The organism is Bradyrhizobium sp. SSBR45G (assembly GCF_030159255.1).
Classification (GTDB): Bacteria; Pseudomonadota; Alphaproteobacteria; order Rhizobiales; family Xanthobacteraceae; genus Bradyrhizobium.
In genome coordinates, this window is the sequence record NZ_BSCT01000007.1 from 114,955 (window position 1) to 136,492 (window position 21,538).

21 protein-coding genes are annotated in these 21,538 nt (G+C 65.1%); 10 read left to right on the forward strand and 11 right to left on the reverse strand.

All coding sequences use genetic code 11. The annotated features are described in order from the left end of the window. Window positions 1-116 precede the first annotated feature (116 nt). The gene (locus QQL87_RS11630; protein WP_284418064.1) at window positions 117-1,775 is read left to right on the forward strand and encodes a caspase family protein; all 1,659 of its coding nucleotides are present in this window, start codon (window positions 117-119) and stop codon (window positions 1,773-1,775) included. Between the two features lie 52 nt (window positions 1,776-1,827). Here QQL87_RS11630 and QQL87_RS11635 read toward each other — a convergent pair whose 3' ends face one another. Beyond that, window positions 1,828-2,961 carry a class I SAM-dependent methyltransferase gene (locus QQL87_RS11635; RefSeq protein ID WP_284418063.1) on the reverse strand — a complete coding sequence of 378 codons (1,134 nt, stop codon included), beginning with the start codon at window positions 2,959-2,961 and terminating at the stop codon, window positions 1,828-1,830. A gap of 218 nt (window positions 2,962-3,179) precedes the next feature. Here QQL87_RS11635 and QQL87_RS11640 point away from each other — a divergent pair, with 218 nt between their 5' ends. The 5 genes from QQL87_RS11640 (at window position 3,180) to QQL87_RS11660 (ending at window position 6,381) form a co-directional block, all read left to right on the forward strand. Then, the gene (locus tag QQL87_RS11640; protein ID WP_284418062.1) at window positions 3,180-3,557 is read left to right on the forward strand and encodes a DUF2147 domain-containing protein; all 378 of its coding nucleotides are present in this window, start codon (window positions 3,180-3,182) and stop codon (window positions 3,555-3,557) included. A gap of 58 nt (window positions 3,558-3,615) precedes the next feature. Then, on the forward strand, window positions 3,616-4,308 hold the full coding sequence (locus QQL87_RS11645; RefSeq protein ID WP_284418061.1) for an SGNH/GDSL hydrolase family protein: 693 nt from the start codon (window positions 3,616-3,618) through the stop codon (window positions 4,306-4,308). 107 nt (window positions 4,309-4,415) lie between these two features. After that, on the forward strand, window positions 4,416-5,540 hold the full coding sequence (locus QQL87_RS11650) for an acyltransferase family protein (RefSeq protein ID WP_284418059.1): 1,125 nt from the start codon (window positions 4,416-4,418) through the stop codon (window positions 5,538-5,540). Between the two features lie 71 nt (window positions 5,541-5,611). Then, complete coding sequence (locus tag QQL87_RS11655; RefSeq protein ID WP_284418058.1) at window positions 5,612-5,911, forward strand: hypothetical protein; 300 nt, start codon at window positions 5,612-5,614, stop codon at window positions 5,909-5,911. Window positions 5,912-5,913: 2 nt separating this feature from the next. After that, window positions 5,914-6,381 carry a hypothetical protein gene (locus tag QQL87_RS11660; RefSeq protein ID WP_284418057.1) on the forward strand — a complete coding sequence of 156 codons (468 nt, stop codon included), beginning with the start codon at window positions 5,914-5,916 and terminating at the stop codon, window positions 6,379-6,381. 94 nt (window positions 6,382-6,475) lie between these two features. On the opposite strand, the gene QQL87_RS11665 is transcribed toward QQL87_RS11660, so the two are convergent. The 6 genes from QQL87_RS11665 to QQL87_RS11690 form a co-directional block, all read right to left on the reverse strand. Further along, a complete protein-coding gene (locus QQL87_RS11665) occupies window positions 6,476-7,594 on the reverse strand; it encodes a cobalamin-independent methionine synthase II family protein (protein ID WP_284418056.1) in 1,119 nt (372 codons plus the stop codon). Between the two features lie 473 nt (window positions 7,595-8,067). Then, on the reverse strand, window positions 8,068-8,784 hold the full coding sequence (locus QQL87_RS11670; protein WP_284418055.1) for an ABC transporter ATP-binding protein: 717 nt from the start codon (window positions 8,782-8,784) through the stop codon (window positions 8,068-8,070). Beyond that, entirely contained in the window at window positions 8,784-9,530 is a 747-nt protein-coding gene (locus QQL87_RS11675) for an ABC transporter ATP-binding protein (RefSeq protein ID WP_284418053.1), read from the reverse strand. Before QQL87_RS11675 ends, QQL87_RS11670 begins: the two co-directional genes overlap by 1 nt. Then, window positions 9,527-10,564, reverse strand: coding sequence for a branched-chain amino acid ABC transporter permease (locus QQL87_RS11680; RefSeq protein WP_284418051.1), 1,038 nt, complete (start codon window positions 10,562-10,564; stop codon window positions 9,527-9,529). Before QQL87_RS11680 ends, QQL87_RS11675 begins: the two co-directional genes overlap by 4 nt. Window positions 10,565-10,571: 7 nt before the next feature. Beyond that, complete coding sequence (locus tag QQL87_RS11685) at window positions 10,572-11,441, reverse strand: branched-chain amino acid ABC transporter permease (protein WP_284418050.1); 870 nt, start codon at window positions 11,439-11,441, stop codon at window positions 10,572-10,574. A 242-nt stretch (window positions 11,442-11,683) separates the two neighbouring features. Beyond that, a complete protein-coding gene (locus QQL87_RS11690; RefSeq protein WP_284418049.1) occupies window positions 11,684-12,865 on the reverse strand; it encodes an ABC transporter substrate-binding protein in 1,182 nt (393 codons plus the stop codon). A 321-nt stretch (window positions 12,866-13,186) separates the two neighbouring features. Here QQL87_RS11690 and QQL87_RS11695 point away from each other — a divergent pair, with 321 nt between their 5' ends. Next, window positions 13,187-13,441, forward strand: a complete 255-nt coding sequence (locus QQL87_RS11695) for a hypothetical protein (RefSeq protein ID WP_284418171.1) — start codon at window positions 13,187-13,189, stop codon at window positions 13,439-13,441. A 13-nt stretch (window positions 13,442-13,454) separates the two neighbouring features. Here the strand turns inward: QQL87_RS11695 and purU are convergent, their stop codons facing one another. Then, complete coding sequence (gene purU, locus QQL87_RS11700) at window positions 13,455-14,318, reverse strand: formyltetrahydrofolate deformylase (protein WP_284418048.1); 864 nt, start codon at window positions 14,316-14,318, stop codon at window positions 13,455-13,457. Between the two features lie 154 nt (window positions 14,319-14,472). Between purU and QQL87_RS11705 the strand changes: the two genes are divergently transcribed. Continuing rightward, window positions 14,473-15,315, forward strand: coding sequence for a uroporphyrinogen-III synthase (locus tag QQL87_RS11705; protein ID WP_284418047.1), 843 nt, complete (start codon window positions 14,473-14,475; stop codon window positions 15,313-15,315). A 130-nt stretch (window positions 15,316-15,445) separates the two neighbouring features. On the opposite strand, the gene fcl is transcribed toward QQL87_RS11705, so the two are convergent. From fcl to QQL87_RS11720, 3 genes are all read right to left on the reverse strand, one after another. Further along, a complete protein-coding gene (gene fcl / locus QQL87_RS11710) occupies window positions 15,446-16,402 on the reverse strand; it encodes a GDP-L-fucose synthase (RefSeq protein ID WP_284418046.1) in 957 nt (318 codons plus the stop codon). Beyond that, window positions 16,383-17,468, reverse strand: coding sequence for a GDP-mannose 4,6-dehydratase (gene gmd, locus QQL87_RS11715; protein WP_284418044.1), 1,086 nt, complete (start codon window positions 17,466-17,468; stop codon window positions 16,383-16,385). The genes fcl and gmd overlap by 20 nt, the downstream gene beginning before the upstream one ends. 129 nt (window positions 17,469-17,597) lie before the next feature. Beyond that, window positions 17,598-18,272, reverse strand: a complete 675-nt coding sequence (locus QQL87_RS11720) for a Crp/Fnr family transcriptional regulator (RefSeq protein WP_284418043.1) — start codon at window positions 18,270-18,272, stop codon at window positions 17,598-17,600. A gap of 288 nt (window positions 18,273-18,560) precedes the next feature. Here QQL87_RS11720 and QQL87_RS11725 point away from each other — a divergent pair, with 288 nt between their 5' ends. Continuing rightward, complete coding sequence (locus QQL87_RS11725; protein ID WP_502871155.1) at window positions 18,561-19,430, forward strand: ABC transporter ATP-binding protein; 870 nt, start codon at window positions 18,561-18,563, stop codon at window positions 19,428-19,430. Then, window positions 19,427-21,358 carry a long-chain fatty acid--CoA ligase gene (locus QQL87_RS11730; RefSeq protein WP_284418040.1) on the forward strand — a complete coding sequence of 644 codons (1,932 nt, stop codon included), beginning with the start codon at window positions 19,427-19,429 and terminating at the stop codon, window positions 21,356-21,358. Before QQL87_RS11725 ends, QQL87_RS11730 begins: the two co-directional genes overlap by 4 nt. Window positions 21,359-21,538 lie beyond the last annotated feature (180 nt).

The window sequence follows — 21,538 nt, forward strand, 5'->3', positions numbered from 1 at the left end:
CTAGCCCAACCTCCTAGCACCTCCTGCCCACCCATGGGAAGGGCCTGAACCCGGAACCCTCCGGACGCAACAAACGGGATATGGTTTCCCTGCTCTTCCCGTTCCGGTTTCTGCCGATGCGCCGTTCGCTCCTGCTGCTGCTCCCGCTGCTGGCCGCCCTCTGGGCGTCCCCGGGCCTCGCCCAGTCGAAATCCGAGCTTGGGCCACTCTGCACCACCGACACGACGCCGGCCGACCAGATGATCGCCGCCTGCAACAAGATCATCGCGCTGAAGGTGTTTTCCGGCGGGCAGCTGGCGACGATCTATTTCTGGCGCGCGGTCGGCTGGAACAAGAAGGGCGACTACGGCCGGGTCATTGCGGATGCGACCGAGGCGCTGCGGCTGCAGCCCGCCCAGGCCATCTACAATCTGCGCGGCTCGGCCTATTACGACAAGGGTGAGTACGAGATCGCGATCGCCGACTTCAATGACGCCGTCAAAAGTGGCCCACCGAGCGGCACCATCTTCCACAACCGTGGCAATGCGTATCGCGGCACCGGCGACTATGCCAAGGCGATCGCTGATTACGATCAGGCGATCAGGCTGACGCCGAAGTCAGCGCTGTCCTGGCAGAACCGCGGCATCTCCAGGGAAGCGACGGGCGACCTCGACGGCGCGCTCACCGACATCAACGAGGCGATCCGGCTCGATCCGGCGCTGGCCTCGCCGCTGATCAACCGCAGCGTCATCTGGCGCGCCAAGGGCAATGTCGAACGCGCCATCGCCGACGGCACCGAGGCGGTCCGCCTGGCGCAGAATCCTCCGGCCAACATCATGACGCCGCCCGGCAGCGTGATCATCGCCGCCCACGTTCACCGGGCGCTGGCCTACGAGGCCAAGGGCGAATTCGACGCCGCCAAGGCGGACTATGCCGCGGCGCTGAAGCCGGTCGCGTCCGACGCCGGCAGCAAGGCCAACCAGGCGACCGCCAAGGTACGGCTATCGCTGCTATCCGAGCCAGTCGCGCAACCGCCTCAGCGAGCTGACACGCCGCAACCAGCGGCCATCGCGACAGGGCAGCGCATGGCGCTGGTGATCGGCAACGGCGCCTATGCGCATGTGCAGCCGCTGCCCAATCCGCCCCGCGATGCGCGTGCGATCGCCAGGAGCCTGCGCGACATCGGCTTCACGGTGGTCGAGGGCATCGACCTCGACCGCGCGGCGATGCAGGCCAAGACGCGCGACTTCCTGCGCGAGGCCACGCGCGCCCAGGTCGCCGTGGTCTATTATGCCGGACACGGCGTGCAGATCGACGGCCGCAATTATCTCGTGCCCACCGACATTGCGTGGTCCGCCGGCAGCGACGTCGTCGGCGCCATGGTCGACATGGACCAGATCCTGGCCGGGCTCGATGACCAGGTCCGCACCAACATCCTGATCCTTGATGCCTGCCGCAACAACCCGTTTGCGCCGCAGGCCGGCGCGACCGAACCGGGGCGCGGGCTCACCGGCGCCACCGGCCTCGCCGCGCCCGCCGCGCTCGGCACCGGCGCAACCTCCGGTGCCGGCACCTTGATCGCGTTCGCGACGGCGCCCGGCAAGGTCGCGCTCGACGGCGAGGGCGACAACAGCCCGTTCTCGGCGGCGCTGTCGCGCCACATCGGCACCCCGGGCCTCGAAGTGCAGCAGATGCTGACGCGGGTCCGTGCCGAGGTGGTCGCGAGCACCAGGAACAAGCAGGTGCCGTGGTCGAACTCATCGCTGCTCGGCGAAGTCTATCTGGCGGCCAAATGATCGGAAGCCACCCGCCGCGCCAGCACCGGCTCGTCGGGCCGGCCTGTCGACGTCAGAGCAGCTTCAGCTGGACCCAGAGCGAGAGGCCGAGGCGTTGCCGGTCGGCATAGGCCGAACGCCAATGCGGCAGGCGGCGGATGCTGCCGGCGGCGATCGCAGCGGCTTCCAGAACCGTCCTGAGGGGTGATCTGGGCAGCGATCTCACCCGCCCCGACAGGCTGCCGGGGTGGTCCTGAGCCCGTCTCACATGGCTGAAGACGAGGTCGGTCCTCAGAAAGTGACGCATATCGAAAGGCTGCGTCTCGTGCTCGACCACATCGAAGCCATGGCGTGGACCGATGCGCCTGAACGCCTCGATCGTCCATCGTCCGATGTGGTTCGGCGGCATGTCGATCAGCGATTCATGCGCTTCCTGATAGTTGGTATGCGCCGTGTTGGGCACGGCGATGAAGACGCGGGCTCCTGCCTTGCCGAGCCGTGCCAGACGTTGAAAAAGCTCGTCGAGCCGGTCCATGTGCTCGACCACCTGGAACAGAAAAATAAAATCGAAGCGCGACGACATCGCAAGCAAGGCATCGCTTCGCACATCGTCCTCGACGACCTCATAGCCGAGGGCGCGCAATCTGGCGCTGGCGGTCCGACCATATTCGGTGGCCGTCAGCAGCGACGCCGAGGCGCCATGCAGGCACAACAGGTCGAGGAAGTAACCGAATCCCGCTCCGACCTCGAGCATGGTTTTGCCCTGCAACTGCTGGCCGCGGAGAGCCTCGAGCGTCCTGCCGAACTCCCACCGGTCACTGGGATAGGCGACATAGGGATAGGCGAGATTGTAGAACAGCTGATCGCCGGCGACGAACGGCCAGGAAAAGCCGAACCCGCAGGATTCACAGGCCCGGATCTGACAGCTCCTGCCGCCCCAAAGCTCTTCGATATGGGACCGGAGCTTCCGGTTGATATCGGGATGCTCCTGCTGCTGCACGAAGTGCTGGGCGGCCTGTTCGGCGGAAACGACGAAGCGAGCGGCTGTCCTGTGCCCGCTGCAGGCAGGGCAGACGGGATCGGTGATCATGCTCGATGCCCCGGTTTCGACGACGGCAGGGTTTCTCAACCCGGCGTGCCGGTCAATCGCCGCAGCATGGTTGTGCGGAGAGCCTTTAGATTTGGATACCGATCGGGGGATCGGCATGCGCGCCCGCAAACAATCCGGCAGGCCTGCCTGCGGTGCGGGCCGGCGCCTGCGCCGCGCCCGAGCAGCACGCGGAACCGCCAGCAGCGAATGCAGCGTGCGCGAATCCTGCTATTGTCGCGTCCAACAGAGACGACGCGGAACGCCCTCGACATGCCGCCGCGCCGACACGATCGGCCTGCAACGTGGCCGTCTCGAACCTATAGGGGAGGTTACCTTTGTCTGGTCGATTTGGTCTGGCCCTCGGATTTGGTCTCGCGCTGGTGGCGGGCCCCGCGCTCGCCGACGACGTCACCGGGGTCTGGCTGCGCGAGAGCGGCGCGTCCAAGGTCAGGTTCGCGCCGTGTGGCGGCGCCGTCTGCGGCACGGTGGTCTGGATCAAGGAGGGCACGGATACGCCGGCCAAGGTCGGCCAGCGGCTGTTCTCCGGCATGAAGTCGACCGGGCCCAACGCCTGGGCCGGCAGCTACAGCAACCCGGACGATGGCAAGACCTACGACGCCAAGATGACCCTGTCCGGCAACACGCTGACGACCTCGGGCTGCGCGTTCGGCGGCGTGATCTGCCGCTCCTCGACCTGGACGCGGGCGAATTAGGGGTCCGTTCGCGACTCCGCGTTAGTGTCCACGGGATCGAAAGGCATCAATCGTCCAGATGGCAGCGAAAACGCAGGCGCGGCTGGGATTCGTGGTGTTTGCGGTGATCGCCGCAGCCGCCGCGACATTCGTGCTGTCGCGCCGCTCTGCGGCGCCGTCCGGCAGCGATCACCGCACCGTTCGCCAGCTCGTCGTCCACTACAACATGCAAGCTCGCCCCGACGATCCGATCGTCGTGCTCGGTGACAGCATCGTCGAGGCCGCGACCTTGCCGGCCAGCGCCTGCGGGCATCCGATCGTCAATGCCGGCCTCGCCGGCGCCGGGACGCGCAGCGATCTCGCCGGCTGGCTCAAGCCGGCGCTCGGACCGAAGCAGCCGTTCGCCATCATCGTCTCGCTGGGCGTCAACGATGCGCTGACCGACAAGCCCGATCAGGCCGCAGTCTTCGCCGGGCGCTATGAGGCGCTGTTGCGCGAACTGGCGAAACTCACCACGCGCCTCTTCATCGTCGAGTTTCCCCCCGTCGAGGTGCGCGGGCCGTTCACGGCGGCGATGGAGAAGACCGCGATGGCGAGCATCACCGGCTACCGCGCGGCGCTGCCGGACCTCGCGAAACGAGCCGGTGCAACATTCCTGCCGTTGCCACCCATGGAGTCGCCGTTCACGCTCGAAGGCATCCACCTGAATTCGGCCGGCTACCGGTCCTGGGACCAGGCCATTCAGCAAGGGACAGAGCTTGCCTGCCGCTGATCAGCCGCGCGGCACTGATTCCTCTGACGCTTGCGAAAACAATCCTTCACCTCGTCCCCGCTAGGATCGGCCCGCGCATCCCCTCGCGACGGTTAACGAAGCCCTGCATGGCCCTGCCCCGAACCTCGACATCGCCTGGGACTCACAAGCTCCTCGGACTGGAGCTGTTGCGCTTCCTCGCCACCATCTCGGTGCTGCTGTGGCACTACCCGCACTTCGCCTATGTGGCCGACGCGCCGGTCGATCTCGTCAGAAGCGAGCTGCCGTTCTACCGCGTCCTGTTCCCGTTCTATGAGCTCGGCGAATACGGCGTCGTGATCTTCTGGTGCATCTCGGGCTTCATCTTCTTCTGGAAATACAGTGCGCTCATCCCGGACGGCGCGGTCGACAGCTGGACGTTTTTCGTGAACCGGCTGTCGCGGCTCTATCCGCTGCATCTGGCAACGCTGCTGCTGGTCGCGGGGCTGCAGGCGATCTACGTCGCGCAGCACGGCTTCGCCTTCGTCTACCAGAGCAACGATCTCGGCCATTTCGTCGCGCAGCTGTTCATGGCGAGCGACTGGCTGCCGCCGACCGGCGTCAGCTTCAACGGCCCGATCTGGTCGGTCTCGATCGAGGTGCTGGTCTATGCCGCGTTCTTCGTCGGGCTGCGCTTCGTCACCACGTCGCCGCTGTTGAACCTGGCGATGATCCTGGCCGGGATCGCGAGCGGCACGCTGGTCGGCAAATGTTTTGTCTTCTTCTATGCCGGCGGACTAGCCGCGATGGCGCGGCAGGGCGTTGCCGATGCCTGGTATCGACCGAAGCTGGAGGCGCTGGCCGCGTGCGCCGTCGTCGGCATTCCGGCGTCGCTCTGGCTCTCCGGCGTCGAGCTCGCCGAGCGATCGGCAGCTGTCCTGCTCGTCTATACACCGATCCTGCTATTCGTCTGCGCAACGCCGCTCACGCTGCCAAAACGCATCGAAGATCTGCTGCAGGCAGCCGGCAACATGACCTATTCGTGCTATCTGCTGCACTTCCCGATCCAGCTCGCGATCGCGCTGGCTTTCGGTGCGTGGGGACGAGCAATCCCCTACGGCAGCCCCTCGTTCTGGATCGGCTTCATGGGCCTGACCCTGACCGCGGCGTATCTCACCTACGTCTGGTTCGAGGCCCCGGCCCAGCGGCTAATCCGCCGGGCGCTGCAGCGCAAAAGCGAAGCTGCGCGGATGGCTCCGGCATCCCGGCCCTGATCAGCCAGTCGAAGCCGCCCCGGCAACGCTACCCAACTTGCAATTGCTGTCGGAGAGAATAGATTCTTTCCGTGAAAGATTCACTGGAAGACACGCGTATGTCCCTCTCTGGCGTGGACCAACGTATCGAAAAGGCCGTCCGCGAAACGATGACCGACCAATTCAGGTCGGTCAAGGTGCGTGACGTCAACATCAAGCCGGACACCGATCAGTTCGGAGAAGACGTGCTGCATATCGACGTCGTTTATGACGGGAAATCGCTCGATCCGAAAGCAACGACAAGCTTCGTCCGGCATCTGCGTCCGCGCCTATTCGAGCTGCACGAAATGAAGTTTCCGGTCATCTACTTCGTATCGAGCGCGGATCTCTAGACGTGGATGCCGATGACCTGTTGGAAGCAGCTAGGCATCTGGCGTCGCGGACAGGAAAGCCACGCCAAGCCTTTCTCAGGCGCGCTGTCGGCACGGCTTATTATGCCATGTTTCACTGCCTTGCGAAGAATTGCGCGGATCTGCTGATCGGCGGCACTGGTGCGCAACGCAGTGAGGAGGCCTGGGCGCTGGTTTATCGCGCCCTCGATCATGGCACAGTTCGGAACGTCTGCTCGAACAGTCAAACCATGCGGGCTTTCCCGCAGCACATCCAGGACTTCGGCAATACGTTCGTAACGATGCAGAAGAAGCGGCACGACGCGGACTATGACCCGCAATGCTCCGTCTTCAAGTCCGCGGTCCTGGCAGACATCAACGGCGTCGAGACCGTTTTGGCGGATTTCGAAGCCACTGCGATGAAGGACCGCAGAGCCTTCGCTGCTGCGATCCTTTTCAAGAAGAGGCCTTGACGACCGATAGAGCCGCTTCAACAGACGGATTGTCTCGTCCCCCTGAGCCGGACCGGGCAAGACCGATCCAGCTCTTTCACGCTGCCCGGCGCGCCTACTTCCCCCAGATCTCCTCGGCGAGTTCGACGCAGAGGCGCAGCTTGGCCCACTGCTCTTCTTCGGAGAGGATGTTGCCCTCCTCGGTCGAGGCGAAGCCGCATTGCGGGGACAGCGCGAGCTGGTCAAGCGGGGCGAACTTCGAGGCCTCCTCCAGGCGGCGCTTGATGTCGTCCTTCTTCTCGAGCTCGCCGACCTTCGAGGTGACGAGACCGACGACGACGACCTTGTTGCCCTTCGGCAGGAAGCGCAGCGGCTCGAAGCCGCCGGCGCGCTCGCTGTCGTACTCCAGGAAGTAGCCGTCGTAGTTGGTCTTGGCGAGCATGGTCTCGGCGACCGGCTCGTAGCCGCCCGAGGAGATCCAGGTCGAGCGGAAATTGCCGCGGCAGACGTGGGTCGAGATCGTCATGTCGGCCGGACGCTCGGCGATCGCGTAGTTGATGATGCGGGAATAGATCTCCTGCAGACCGTCCGGCGTGTCGCCGCGCTCCCTGGCCTTCTGCAATTCCTCCTGCGAGCACAGATAGGCCCACACGGTGTCGTCAAACTGCAGATAGCGGCAGCCGGCGTCGTAGAACGCCTTCACGGCCTTGCGGTAGGTCTTGCCGAGATCCTCGTAGAAGGCGTCGAGATCCGGATAGACGTCCTTCGAGATCGACTTGCGGCCGCCGCGGAAGTGCAGCACCGCGGGCGACGGAATCGTCATCTTCGCCGTCACATGCGCCGTGTCGGCATGCTTCTTCAGGAAGCGGAAATGGTCGAGCATCGGGTGATCGGCCGGGAAGTCGAGCTTGCCGATCACGCGCACCGCGTCATGGCGGGTCTGCACGCCGGTGAACTGAATGCCGGCGTCGGGGTGGAACAGCTCGCAGCCGGTCAGCTTGGCCAGGAAGTCGAAATGCCACCAGGAGCGGCGGAACTCGCCGTCGGTCGCGAGCTTGAGGCCGGTCGAGGCCTGACGGTGCACGACCTTCTCGATCTCCATATCCTCGACCTTGCGCAGGTCGTCGGCCGAGATCTCGCCCTTCTCCAGTCTGGCGCGGGCCTCCTTGATCTTCTGCGGGCGCAGCAGGCTGCCGACTTCGTCGGCGCGGAATGGGGGCTTGGTGCGTTGCATGTGCTCACTCCTTGGAAGGCGTCGATTTGTTGGATAGGGTTGTTGGACCGGTTGCGATCTGCCCTGCCGCGATCTGCTCTGGTGCGCGATCGGGGCAAGGCGCCGTGGGCGTCCACCCCTACTCCGTATCCGATCGGTATACAATTCTGTCGGAACCGAGATCGTCTAGGGACACCCCGTGATCCCCGCTCGAGTCGATTTTTTTGGCCGCCCCAACCTCGTCAACAGGGAATCCTGAGGTTAAACCCATCAAAATCGGTCTCCCGTGGACCGCAGGTTACGGGAATGGAGGCGCGAGCCGTGGTCGGCGCCTCGCTCAACGGACCTGCGTCGGCCAAATCCTGCATACTGCTCGACGGGCACACATTACCGCGCAACCTGCGGCGCAACCTTCTGCTGAACGCGCGAGAACGATCACTTCCGCAACCGAAGATGACGCTTAACCCGTCGCGCTTCAAGCCTTTCGACCGGCTTCAATGCGCCGCTGCGCTGGACACGCCGAGATGCCGCTCCAGCGGCGCCGGGTCGGCCTTCAAGGCGCTGGACGATGCATCGTGCACGATGGTGCCGCGCTCCAGGATCACGACGCGGTCGGCCAGCGTGAGCAGCTTCTGCGCATGCTGCTCGACGATGATCGAGCACAGGCCACCGGCGCGGCTGATGGTGCCGATCGCGGCCAGGAGCTCCTCGACGATGATCGGGGCGAGGCCCTCGGTCGGCTCGTCCAGCAGCAGCACCTTCGGGTTCAGCGTGAGCGCGCGGCCGATCGCCAGCATCTGCTGCTCGCCGCCGGAGAGCTGGTTGCCGAAATTGGTGCGGCGTTCCTTCAACCGCGGAAACATCTGGTAGACGCGCTCGACCGTCCAGGGGCCGGGCTGCGCAACCGCGGTCATGTTCTCCTCCACCGTGAGCGAGCGGAAGATGTTGCGCTCCTGCGGCACCCAGCCGATGCCGGCACGGGCGCGCTGGTCGGCGCGCAAGGACGTGATGTCGGTGCCATCGAGCGCGAGCTTGCCGGAGAAGCGGCGGGTGACGCCGACGATGGAGTTGATCAGCGTCGTCTTGCCGGTGCCGTTGCGGCCGAGCAGCGCCAGCACCTGCCCTTCGGGCAGCTTCAGCGACATGTTCGGCAGCACGACCGCCTGGCCATAGCCCGCACGCAGGTTCTCGATGGTGAGCAGATCGGTCATCACGCGGCCTCGCCGAGATAGACGGCCTTGACCTGCGGATCGCGTGCGACCTCCTCGGGCGTGCCCTCGACGAGCAATGCGCCGGAGACCAGAACCGAGATGCGGTCGGCAAAGGAGAAGACGAGGTCCATGTCGTGCTCGATCAGCAGCACCGTAACGTCGCGCGGCAGCGCTGCGACGGCGGCGAGAATGTCCTTGCGCTCGCCTTCGGGCACGCCGGCGGCGGGCTCGTCGAGCAGCAGCACGCGGGGCTTGGCGGCGATCGCGACGGCGATCTCCAGCAGACGCTGCTTGCCATAGGGCAAGGTCGAGGTGCGGTCGTTCATCACGTCGAGCAGGCGGAAGCGCTCCAGGGTCTCGGCGATCTCGGCGTTGATGTCGTCACGCGTGCCCATGCGCCGCCACCAATTGCCGCCGCCGCCGAGCCGTTCGGACACCGCAAGGCCGATGGTCTCGAGCGGCGTCAGATCCGGATAGAGCTGGTTGATCTGGAAGGTGCGCGACAGGCCGCGCAGCACGCGCTTGTGCACCGGCAGGTCGGTGATGTCCTGGCCTTCGAGCAGGATGCGTCCTGCGCTCGGCTCGAGCACGCCGGTGAGCTGGTTGATGACCGTGGTCTTGCCGGCGCCGTTCGGGCCGATCAACGCGTGCCGCGCGCCCGGCACGATCTTCAGCGACAGGTCGCGGGTGACGTGGAGGCCGCCGAAATGCTTGTCGAGGCCGCTTGTTTCCAATGCATAGGTCATGGCGCCTCGTTATCGGTGAGGACCACCGCGGCCTTGCGGCCGGCGATCTGGCGGAGGATCAGGTTGGGCAGCCACAGCGCGTAGGCGTGGATACGATGGCGGCCGACCATGACGATCACGACCAGCACCAGGCCGATCCAGAACATCCAGTATTGCGGCGTGATCCACTGGAACAGCTCCTGCAGCATCCGGAACACGGCCGCACCGATCAGCCCGCCATAGAGATAGCCGGAGCCGCCGATCACCAGCAGCAGCACGAGATCCGCCGAGCGCTCGAAGGAGAACACGTCGAGCGAGGCGAGCGCCGTGGTCTGGGTGAACAGCGCCCCGGCAATGCCGGCGTAGAACGCCGCGACGGTGTAGATCGCGATCAGGCGCTTGTTGACGGGAATGCCGACCGCCGCCGCGCGCAGCGGGTTGTTCTTGATGGCGCGCAGCGACAGGCCGAACGGCGAGTGCACGATTGTCCGAGCCAGCAGGAATAGCACGAACAGCACCGCCAGCGAATAGAAGAAGCCGGTCTTGCCGAACATGTCGAAGGCGAACACGCCGAAGATCGGCTGGATGTCGATGCCCTGCAGGCCGTCGGTGCCGCCGGTGATGTTGGAGAAGCGTTCCGCCAGCGCCTCCATCAGGAGCGCGATGCCGAGCGTCACCATCAGCCGCGTCAGGTCGACGCCGCGGATCACCAGGAAGCTGGTGACGAAGCCGAGCACCGTTGCGGCAAGGCCGGCGACGATCAGCGCCAGCACCGGCTCGTTGATGAGGCCGTGCACCGACAATAGGCCCGCGCAATAGGCGCCGACGCCGAAGAAGGCGGCATGGCCGAGCGAGACGATGCCGGCGTAGCCGAGGATCAGATCCAGCGACAGCGCGAACAGCGCCAGCCGCAGGATCTCGGTCATGATCAAATAGCGCGACGGAAACGCGAGCCCAACCGCCAGCACGACGATCCAGAAGGCGAACTCGCTCCAGTGCCAGCGGCCGTGCTGCCTGGCCAGGATGCCGACGTCGGTTTGTGCATTCGTGGTCATGCGATCCTCACCGCGTCGCCGTGCGACCGAACAGGCCGTTCGGACGCCAGATCAGGATCACGATCATGATGGTGTAGATGACGAAGGGCCCGAGCTTCGGGACGTAATACTTGCCGGCGACGTCGCCGATGCCGAGCAGCAGCGAGGCCAGGAACGGCCCGGTGATCGAGGACGAGCCGCCGACGGTGACCACGATCAGGAAGTAGATCATGAACTTCAGCGGAAAATACGGATCGAGACCGAGGATCTCGGCGCTCAGCGCGCCGCCGAGGCCAGCGAGCCCGCAGCCGAACGCGAAGGTGAAGGCGAACACCTGCGGCACGTTGATGCCGAGGCCGCTGGCGGCGCGCGGATCGTCCACCGCGGCGCGCAGCCGGCTGCCGAACCTCGTCTTGGAGAGCACAAGCTGCAGCCCCACCGTGAGCAGGCCGCAGATCGCGATGATCATCAGCCGGTAGCGGCCGATGCCGACGCCGAAGATGTCGAACTGGCCCTGCAGCACGTCCGGCAGTTTGATGAAGATGCGGGAGGACCCCATGATGTAGTCGACGGTGGCGACCGTCATGAACACGAGCCCGATCGAGAACAGCACCTGGTCGAGATGGCTGCGCGCATAGAGATGCTGATACAGCGTCCGTTCCAGCAAGGCACCGATCATGGCGCTGGCGACGAAGGCGAGCGGCAGCGCGGCGAAGAACGGCCAGCCGACCCGGTTGACCATGATGGCGCAGACATAGCCGCCGGCCATGGCGAAGGCGCCATGGGCCAGGTTGACGAAGTTCATCAGGCCGAGCGTCACGGCAAGCCCGCAGGCCAGCACGAACAGCAGCATGCCGTAGGCGACGCCGTCGAACAGGTTGGTGAGGATGGAGGTCATGGAAGTGTACGTCTGTCCCCGGTCTCATCCCTTCCAGGGAAGGGCACACATGTCACGCTTCGCTCGGTCAGCGCCTCCCTCGCTTGCGGGGGAGGTCGTATCGCATCGAAGATGCGATCCGGGTGGGGGAATTCTCTCCACACAAACACAATGTGCCGTGGGGCGCCCCCACCCCGGCCCTCCCCCGCAAGCGGGGAAGGGAGCGGAGCCGCATTGCGCTCCGCACTCACGACGCTATTGCGTCACTTCTTCGCCTTGCCCGGATCCTTGACGGCCTCGAAGGTCTGGAATTCGACGTTGTAGAGCTCGCCGTCGACCTTCTCCACCTTGCGGATGTAGACGTTCTGGACGATGTCACGCGTCTCCGGATCGATCGAGATCGGGCCGCGCGGGCTCTCCCAGGCCAGGCCCTTCATCGCCGCGATCAGGGAGTCACCATCGGTCTTGCCGTCGGTCTTCTTGAGCGCTTCATAGATCAGGTTGATGCCGTCATAGCCGCCGACCGCCATGAAGCCTGGACGGCTGTTGTAGGCCTTCTTGTAGGCGGCGACGAACTCCTTGTTCTTCGCCGAAGGATGCGCTGCCGAATAGATGTGCGCGGTGACGGCGCCGAGGACAGCGTCGCCCATGTCGTTGAGCAGGTCGTCGTCGGTCACGTCGCCCGGCCCGATCACCTTGATGCCGCTCTTGTCGAGGCCGCGCTCGGCATACTGCTTCATGAAATTGCCGCCCTGGCCGGCCGGCACGAACACGAACATCGCATCCGGCTTGGAGTCCTTCATGCGCTGCAGGAACGGCGCGAAATCCGGGTTGGCGAGCGGAACCTTGACCTCCTCGACGATCTCGCCGCCACCGGCGGTGAAGCGCTCCTTGAACGAGGCCAGCGCGTCGTTGCCCGGTGCGTAGTCCGAGGTCAGCGTCGCGACCTTCTTGATGCCGTTCTTCACCGCCCAGTCGCCAATGATGGTCGAGGACTGCGGCAGGGTGAAGCTGGTGCGGACGATGTAGGGCGACTTTTCGGTAATGATCGAGGTGCCGGCGGCCATCACGACCTCCGGGATCTTGCCCTGGGTCGCAAGCGGGGCAGCCGCAAACGCCGCGGGCGTCACGCCGAAGCCGGCGATCACGTTGACCTTGTCGTTGACGATCAGCTCCTGCGCCAGCCGCTTGGTGTTGTCGGGCAGCGCGGCGTCATCCTTGAGGATGACCTGGATCTTCTTGCCGGCGACGGTGTCGCCGTTCTGCTGCATATAGAGCTTGATGGCGTTGTCGATCTGCTTGCCGGTCGACGCCTGGCCGCCGGTCATCGGCACGATCAAGCCGATCTTGAACACGTCCTCGGCCCGCGCCGCACCGGAAGCCAGCGCAGCCGCGGCGAACGCCGCACTGGCGGCGAGCGTCAGTGTCTTGTTTCGCACGAACATTGAAACCACCTCCCTGGTCGGATCAGGACCGAAAGCCCCCGGCCATTGTTGTCTTAACCGTGCGATGTCGTTCACGATATCGCGGGCGCATCGCTGCGGACTCGGCACGATCTTGTCAATGGCGTTCATGGGAGCGTTGGTGGACGGTAGGTTTCCGAAACGGATCATCGCCAAAATTGAGGTATAATGATACTCCGACCATGGATCGGCCAAATTTTGCCGTTTGATGGCAAGTCGTTAGGGTCCGGGCCGCGGATCACCCGCAGCACGAAAGGTTACCTGCCGATGCCGGCCCGATCGCGGATCAGATTCGTCGTGGCAATGATGCTTCTGGCGGCGGCGGCGCCCGGCCTTTGCGGCTGCTCCTCGATCAACGAGAAGGTCGGCGCGGGCATGGGCGACCTGATGCCGCAATGGGCCGGCGGCCTGCCGGCGGACGCCCCGCCCCGCCCCGGGACCCCGGAATATGATCGCTTCATGCAGGAGCGCGAGCGCCAGCGGCAACTGCCGGCCGCCGAGCGCGACAAGGAGACGCAGTCCTCCGCCAGCGCCCAGGCAACCGCGCCCGGCCGCTGACGGCGCAGCCGGATCAGTCCATGAACACGACGGTCTTGCGGCCATTGAGGATGACGCGATCCTCGAGGTGATAGCGGATCGCCCGCGCCAGCACCCGCCGCTCGATGTCGCGGCCCTTGCGCACGAGATCCTCGGGCGTGTCGCGATGGCTGATGCGCTCGACGTCCTGGTCGATGATCGGACCCTCGTCGAGATCGCGGGTGACGTAATGGGCGGTCGCGCCGATCAGCTTGACGCCGCGCTCATGGGCCTGGTGGTAGGGCTTGGCACCCTTGAAGCCCGGCAGGAACGAGTGATGAATGTTGATGCAGCGGCCGGACAGGCTCGCCGACATCTCATCCGACAGGATCTGCATGTAGCGGGCCAGAACGACGAGATCGGTCTTGGTGTCGTCGGCCAGCTTCAGGATCGCCTGCTCCTGATCGCGCTTGGTGTCCTTCGTGACCGGCATGTGGTGGAACGGGATGTCGCCGAAATCGAGCCCGGCATAGGTCTCGCGCGGATGGTTGGAGACGATCGCGGTCGGGATCATCGACAGGTCGCGGGTCCGCCAGCGATAGAGGATGTCGACCAGGCAATGGTCGAACTTCGACACCAGCAGCATCACCCGGCGCTGGCCGGCGCGGTCACGCATCTGCCAATCCATCGCAAACCGCTCGGCGATCGCGGCGAAGCCGGTCTGCAGCGCCGACAGGTTGACGGCGAGATCGGCGGCCGTGAACACCACGCGCATGAAGAAGTGACCCGTCTCCAAGTCGCCGAACTGCTGGGCGTCGAGAATGTTCTGGCCATTGTGGGCGAGGAAGGTCGAGACGGCCGAAACGATCCCGGGACGGTCCGGGCAGGACAGGGTCAGGACATACTGGTGGTCAGACATGGCGATGGGGTACCGGGCGGATTGGAAAGGATGAATCATGCAGCAGGCTTGGCGCCCGTTCGCGCCCTGCTCTATCACCCTCCACGCCCTTGCGCCAACGTTCGGCGAGGAGGCAGGATGAACAAAAGATCACCTCTCATGGTGGAGCATGGCCATGGCTGACCGGCTGACCGGCAACCGCATTCTGATCCTGGAGACACGCGAGGAAGCGCAGTTCTCGCGGCTGCTCGCAGAGCAAGGCGCGGACGTGCTGCAATGTCCGATGTTCACCATCGAAGATGCGCCGGATCCGGCGCCGATCGAGGCCTGGATCCGCCGCAGCATCGACCGGCCGTTCGACGATCTCGTGCTGATGACCGGCGAGGGCCTGCGGCGGCTGATGACCGTGGTGCGCCGGATCGGCGTCGAGGCGGAGTTCGTCGCGGCCCTCGGGAAAGCGCGCAAGTTCACGCGTGGCCCGAAGCCGGGTCGCGCCTTGCGCGAACTGGGGCTCGAACCGCAGGTGACGACCGAGAAGCCGACGTCCGAAGGCGTGGCCGAGCTGCTGGCCCGCCACGACCTCAAGGGCCATCGGCTTGGCCTGCAGCTTTATCCCGACAAGGACCATTCAGCGCTGATCGACGCCATCAAGGCCGCGGGTGCCGAAGTCGATCCCGTGCTGCCCTACGTCTACGACGCCAAGGCAGCGGACGCGAACATCCTCACCGCGATCGACGAGATGATCGCGGGCCATGTCGATGCGATCGCACTGACGAGCTCCGGCCAGCCGCGGCGACTGTTCGATGTTGCCAAGGCGCACGGCGTGGAAGATCGGCTGCGCCAGGGTCTGTCGCGGACGCAGATCGCCTCGGTCGGACCGGTGGTGACGGAGGAGCTGGCCGCGCACGGGCTGACGCCGTCGATCACGCCTGTCGGCGAAGCCTATTTCATGAAGCCGCTGATCTCAGCGATGGCCAGCACGCTGGGTGTGAAGGCGCAGCGGGTTGCGCCCAACTAAGGGTGTCGTCCCGGCGAACGCCGGGACCCATACCGCGTGATGTCTGGAATGGGTAAGCCGCGCGTTCCACGCGACTCATGGCGCTCGGTGGTTATGGGTCCCGGCTCAAGGCCGGGACGACAACGGAGGGCTAAGCTGCCGCCTGCCCCGTCTCCTGCAGGAACGCCCGATAGGCGCGCGCGATGCCCTCGTCCAGCGACGTCGTCGCGCGCCAGCCGAGCTTGGCCAGCCTGGACACATCGAGAAGCTTGCGCGGCGTGCCGTCCGGCCGCGACGGATCGAAGCTGATGCGCCCCTGATAGCCCACCGTGGCCGCGACGACGCGGGCAAAATCGGCGATGGTGATGTCCTCACCGGTGCCGATATTGACCAGCTCGGGCTCCGAATAGGTCTTCATCAGATGCACGCAGGCATCGGCCATATCGTCGACATAGAGAAATTCGCGCCGTGGCGTGCCGGTGCCCCACACCACGACCTCGGGAGCGCCGGCCGCCTTGGCCTCGTGGAAGCGCCGGATCAGCGCGGCGACGACGTGGCTGTACTCGGAATGATAATTGTCGCCCGGACCGTAGAGATTGGTCGGCATCACGTTGATGAAGTCGGCGCCATACTGGCTGCGATAGGCCTCGACCATCTTGATGCCGGCGATCTTGGCAATCGCATAGGGCTCGTTGGTCGGCTCCAGCGGGCCGGTCAGCACGCAGTCCTCGCGCAGCGGCTGCGCCGCAAGCTTCGGATAGATGCAGGACGAGCCGAGAAACATCAGCTTCTCGGCGCCGTTCACATAAGCGGCGTGGATGACGTTGGTGGCGATTGCGATGTTGTCGTAGATGAACTCGGCGCGCAGCGTGTTGTTGGCGACGATGCCGCCGACCTTGGCCGCGGCAAGAAACACCACCTGCGGTCTGGCGCTCGCAAACCATTTGAACACGGCCGCCTGGTCGCGCAGATCGACCTCGCTGCGCGGCACCGTCGTGATCTCGGCCTCCTCGCGCGACAGCCGTCGCACCAGCGCGCTGCCGACCATGCCGGTGCCGCCGGCGACGAAGACGCGCTTGCCGGCGAGATCAAAGCGAATTGCCGCCACGGGCCGCCTCCTGCCGTGCGGCAACGAGGTCGCCTGCAACCATTTCACTGACCAACTGGGCGAAGGTCGTTTTCGGTGTCCAGCCGAGCCTGTCGCGCGCCTTGCTGCAATCGCCGATCAGGAGATCGACCTCGGTCGGCCGGAAATAGGTCGGATCGATCCGCACCACCGCCTTGCCGGACCGGCAATCGATCCCTGTCTCCTCGACACCAGCGCCGCGCCATTCGATGCGGCGATCCACCTCGGCGAAGGCGAGTTCGACCAGCTCGCGCACCGAATGCGTCTCGCCGGTCGCCAGCACGAAATCATCCGGCTCATCAGCCTGCAGGATCCGGTGCATGCCCTCGACATAGTCGCGGGCATGGCCCCAGTCGCGCTTGGCCTCGAGATTGCCGAGATAGATCGTGTCCTCCAGGCCGGCCTCGATGCGGGCGACGCCGCGGGTGATCTTGCGCGTCACGAAGGTTTCGCCGCGAATCGGGCTCTCATGATTGAACAGGATGCCGTTGCAGGCGAACATGCCGTAGGCTTCGCGATAGTTCACCGTGATCCAGTAGCCGTAGAGCTTGGCGCAGCCATAGGGCGAGCGCGGATAGAACGGCGTGGTCTCCTTCTGCGGGACTTCCTGGACGAGGCCATAAAGCTCCGACGTCGAGGCCTGGTAGAAGCGCGTCTCCTTCTCCATGCCGAGAATGCGGATGGCTTCCAACAGCCGGAGAACGCCGAGCCCGTCGGCGTTGGCGGTGTATTCCGGGCTCTCGAAGCTGACGCCGACATGACTCTGCGCGGCGAGATTGTAGATCTCGTGGGGGCGGATCTGCTGCACCAGCCGGATCAGATTGGTGGAATCGGTCATGTCGCCATAATGCAGCAGGAACGGCACGTTGCCTTCGTGCGGGTCCTTGTAGAGATGGTCGACCCGCGCGGTATTGAAGGATGATGATCGTCGCTTGACGCCATGCACGGTGTAGCCGAGGCCGAGCAGATATTCGGCGAGATAAGCGCCGTCCTGTCCCGTCACACCTGTGATCAGTGCCACTCTCCCGCTGCAGTCCCGTCGCGTCATACCCACCCCAACACCGTCGCCCCGTCGGGACCCCAGTCCCCGACAGGCAATCCACAGCCGGGAAACCAGGGCACGCTCAACAAAAACAACGGCGGATCAATGACGTGCAGTCCAAGCGCCGGGGCAGCCTCAGTCGCCGTAGCAGCGCAGGCGATCGAGATCGAGCACCGTGACGCCGCCATATTCCACGCGCAGCAGCCCGTCGCGCTCCAGCGTCTTCAGGCATTGATTCGCGTTCTGCCGCGACAGGCCCGACAGCGCCCCGATCTCCTCCTGGGTGATCTCCAGGTGGCGGGTCGTATTCGGGTAGAGGATCGGGTTGAACAGCGAGGCGATGCTGCGGGCGAGCCGCGCCGTCGCATCCAGGGTCCGGCCGACCTCGACCAGGCCGATGAACTGGCCGAGCCGCTCATTGAGCTGCGTCACCAGGAAGCGGTTGAAGCCGACGCTGTTCTCGAACAGCCACATGAAGGTCGCCCGCTCCATCAGCGCCGCGCGCGTGTCGCGCAGCGCCACCACGTCATAGCGGCGCGGCTCGTTCTTCAGCACGCTGCCCTCGCCGAACCAGGCGCCTGCCGACATGCCGGCAAAGGTCGTGGCCTTGCCACCGCGGGACACCGTGCTCATGCGCGCCAGCCCCGTCACGATGCCGGTCCAGTAATCGAACTGGTCGCCGCGAACGAAGATGTGCTCGTTTGCCGCAAAGGATCGCTCGACAATGCCGGCCGCAGCCGTGTCGACTTCCTCGGGCTTCAGATGGCGCGACCAGGGCGCGATGCGCAGAAGGGTCTCAGAAGAGATCAAGCCGTCATCTCGTCTCGTCGGATCTCACGGCGACCATATTGCATCGCAGCACGCCTCGGTGAATTTTGCCCGGCAATTGTCAGGCACAAGACAGTTCCTGATAGCGCTTTCCCCTATCGAGGACCACCGCATTCGACTCGCGCCTATCCTCGGTGTGGATGACGCCAGACGGCCTTTGGATGCGGCAAAGTGCACCTGTCCCGGGTGGCCCGTCATTCGTCGGATGGCGCGGAACCGTGCTCCAGGATAGGATTGCAGCCAAGCGACGATCCTACGTCGCACGACACGATGCCTGGAAGAGCGCGCCAAGCGCCGAAGACTGTTCGGGAGGACGACTTGGACTATACGTTGGAAGCGCGCGGAGTTTCGCTGCGTTTCGGTGGCGTACGTGCGCTCACCGACGTCAGCTTTGGCGTGCGCGAGGGCGAGCTGTTCTCGATCATCGGCCCGAACGGCGCCGGCAAGACCTCGATCGTCAACTGCATCTCCGGCCGCTACAAGCCGACCGAGGGCCGCCTGTTCCATCGCGGCCGCGACATCACCGGCCTGCTGCCGAACGCGCGCGCGAATATCGGCATTGGCCGCACCTTCCAGAACCTCGCGCTGTTCCACCACATGAGCGTGCTCGACAACATCATGGTCGGGCGCCATCACCTCCTGAAGAACAATTTCCTCACCGGCTCGCTCTACTGGCTGACCGGCGCGCGGCGCGAGGAGCTGAAGCACCGCGAGAAGGTCGAAGAGATCATCGACTTCCTCGACCTGCAATCGGTGCGCAAGGCACCGGCCGGCACCCTTTCCTACGGCCTGCGCAAGCGCGTCGAACTCGCGCGCGCCATGGCGCTAGAGCCGCATCTCATTCTTCTCGACGAGCCGATGGCCGGCATGAACTTCGAGGAGAAGGAAGACATGGCGCGCTACATCGTCGACCTCAACGAGGAGTTCGGCATGACGGTCGTGATGATCGAGCACGACATGGGCGTCGTCATGGACATCTCCCATCGCGTCATGGTGCTCGATTTCGGCCGCAAGATCGCCGAGGGCGATCCGGCCACGGTGCTCGCCGATCCGCACGTGAAGCGTGCCTATCTCGGCGAGGAGGACGAGCTGCTGGTCGATCCCGACGAGGCACCGTCCATCGCGGAGGACGCGGCATGATGGACTATGCGGGTCGGGTCCGGCAGGCCGACACCTATCCGAAGCTGCTGCGGCTGAACGCCAGGGAGCACGGCCAGGAGATCGCGCTGCGCGAGAAGGACCTCGGGCTGTGGCGAACCTTCACCTGGGCAGACTACCAGGCGCGCGTCCGCGACTTCGCGCTCGGCATGGTCGAGCTTGGGCTTGGCAAGGACGACGTCATCGGCATCATCGGCGACAACCGGCCGGACTGGGTCGCCGCCGAAATCGCCACCCACGCGATCCGGGCGTTCAGCCTCGGCCTCTATCGGGACGTGCTCGACGATGAGGCTGCCTATCTCCTGAACTACGGCGAGGCGCGGCTGGTGTTTGCCGAGGACGAGGAGCAGGTCGACAAGCTGCTGAACCTCGCCGACCGCGTGCCGGCGCTGAAGCACATCGTCTATTCCGACCCGCGCGGCATGCGCAAATACGACGATGTCAGGCTGCTGCCGGCGGACAAGCTGGCCGAGCTCGGCCGCAACAGAGCTGCGCGCGAGCCCGACCTGTATGACCGCATGGTCGATGCGACCAACGGCGACGACGTCGCGATTCTCTGCACCACCTCGGGCACCACATCGCATCCGAAGCTCGCGATGCTCTCGGCGGCGCGCGTGTTGAAACACTGCGCGACCTATCTCGCGTTCGATCCGAAGGGGCCGGACGACGAATACGTCTCGGTGCTGCCGCTGCCCTGGATCATGGAACAGGTCTACGTGCTCGGCAAAGGTCTGCTCTGCCGGATGAAGGTCAACTTCGTCGAAGAGCCGGACACGATGATGAACGACTTCCGCGAGATCGCGCCGACCTTCGTGCTGTTCGCGCCAAGGGTCTGGGAGCAGATCGCGGCCGACGTGCGCGCCGGCGTGATGGATGCCTCGCCGCTGAAGCAGCGGCTCTATCATCTGGGCATGACGACCGGCCTCGCCGCGTTGGAGAAGGGGCAGCATTCGAGCCTTGCAAACATGCTGCTGTTTCGCGCGCTACGCGACCGGCTCGGCTTCTCCCGGCTGCGCTCGGCCGCGACCGGCGGCGCTGCGCTCGGGCCCGACACGTTCAAGTTCTTCCGCGCCATGGGCGTGCCGTTGCGCACGCTCTACGGCCAGACCGAGCTGCTCGGAGCCTACACGCTGCATCCGGCCGACAAGGTCGATCCGGATACGACCGGCGTGCCGATGTCCGACGACATTGAGATCAGGATCGACCAGCCCGACAGCCAGGGCATCGGCGAGATCCTGGTGCGCCACCCCAACATGTTCTTAGGCTACTACAAGGCCCCGGAAGCCTCGGCCGCCGACGTCAAGGACGGCTGGATGCAGTCCGGCGATGCCGGCTATTTCAACGGCGCAAAGCAACTCGTCGTCATCGACCGCATCAAGGACCTCGCCGAGACCGCCCGCGGCGAGCGTTTCTCGCCGCAATATATCGAGAACAAGCTGAAATTCTCGCCCTACATTGCGGAAGCCGTCGTGCTCGGCGCCGGCCGCGAGCAGCTGGCGGCGATGATCTGCATCCGCTACTCGATCATCTCGAAATGGGCGGAAAAGAACCGCATCGCGTTCACCACCTATTCGGATCTCGCCTCGCGCAACGAAGTCTATGCCCTGCTGCAGAAGGAGGTCGAGACCGTCAATGCGCACCTGCCGCCGGCCCAGCGCATCGCCCGCTTCCTGCTGCTCTACAAGGAACTCGACGCCGACGACGGCGAGCTGACCCGCACCCGAAAAGTGCGCCGCAGCGTCATCAACGAGAAATACGCCGACATCATCGACGGCATCTATGGCGGCAAGCCGGCCATCCCCGTCGACACCATCATCCGCTTCCAGGACGGCACCACCCAGCGCATCCGAACGACGCTGAAGGTTGTTGATCTCGGCGGGCATGGCCCGATGGCGGAGGCGGCGGAGTGATGCGAATGCTTCAGCAAGCTGCGCTGCGCATGACTGCGCCCTCTCCCCTTGCGGGAGAGGGCATCTCCGCCGGTCGCCGCACACGCGGTCGGGTGAGGGGTCTCTCTCCCCTTGCCCACCCGCGGAGACAACCCCTCACCCGGCTGCGCTGCGCGCAGCCACCCTCTCCCGCAGGGGGAG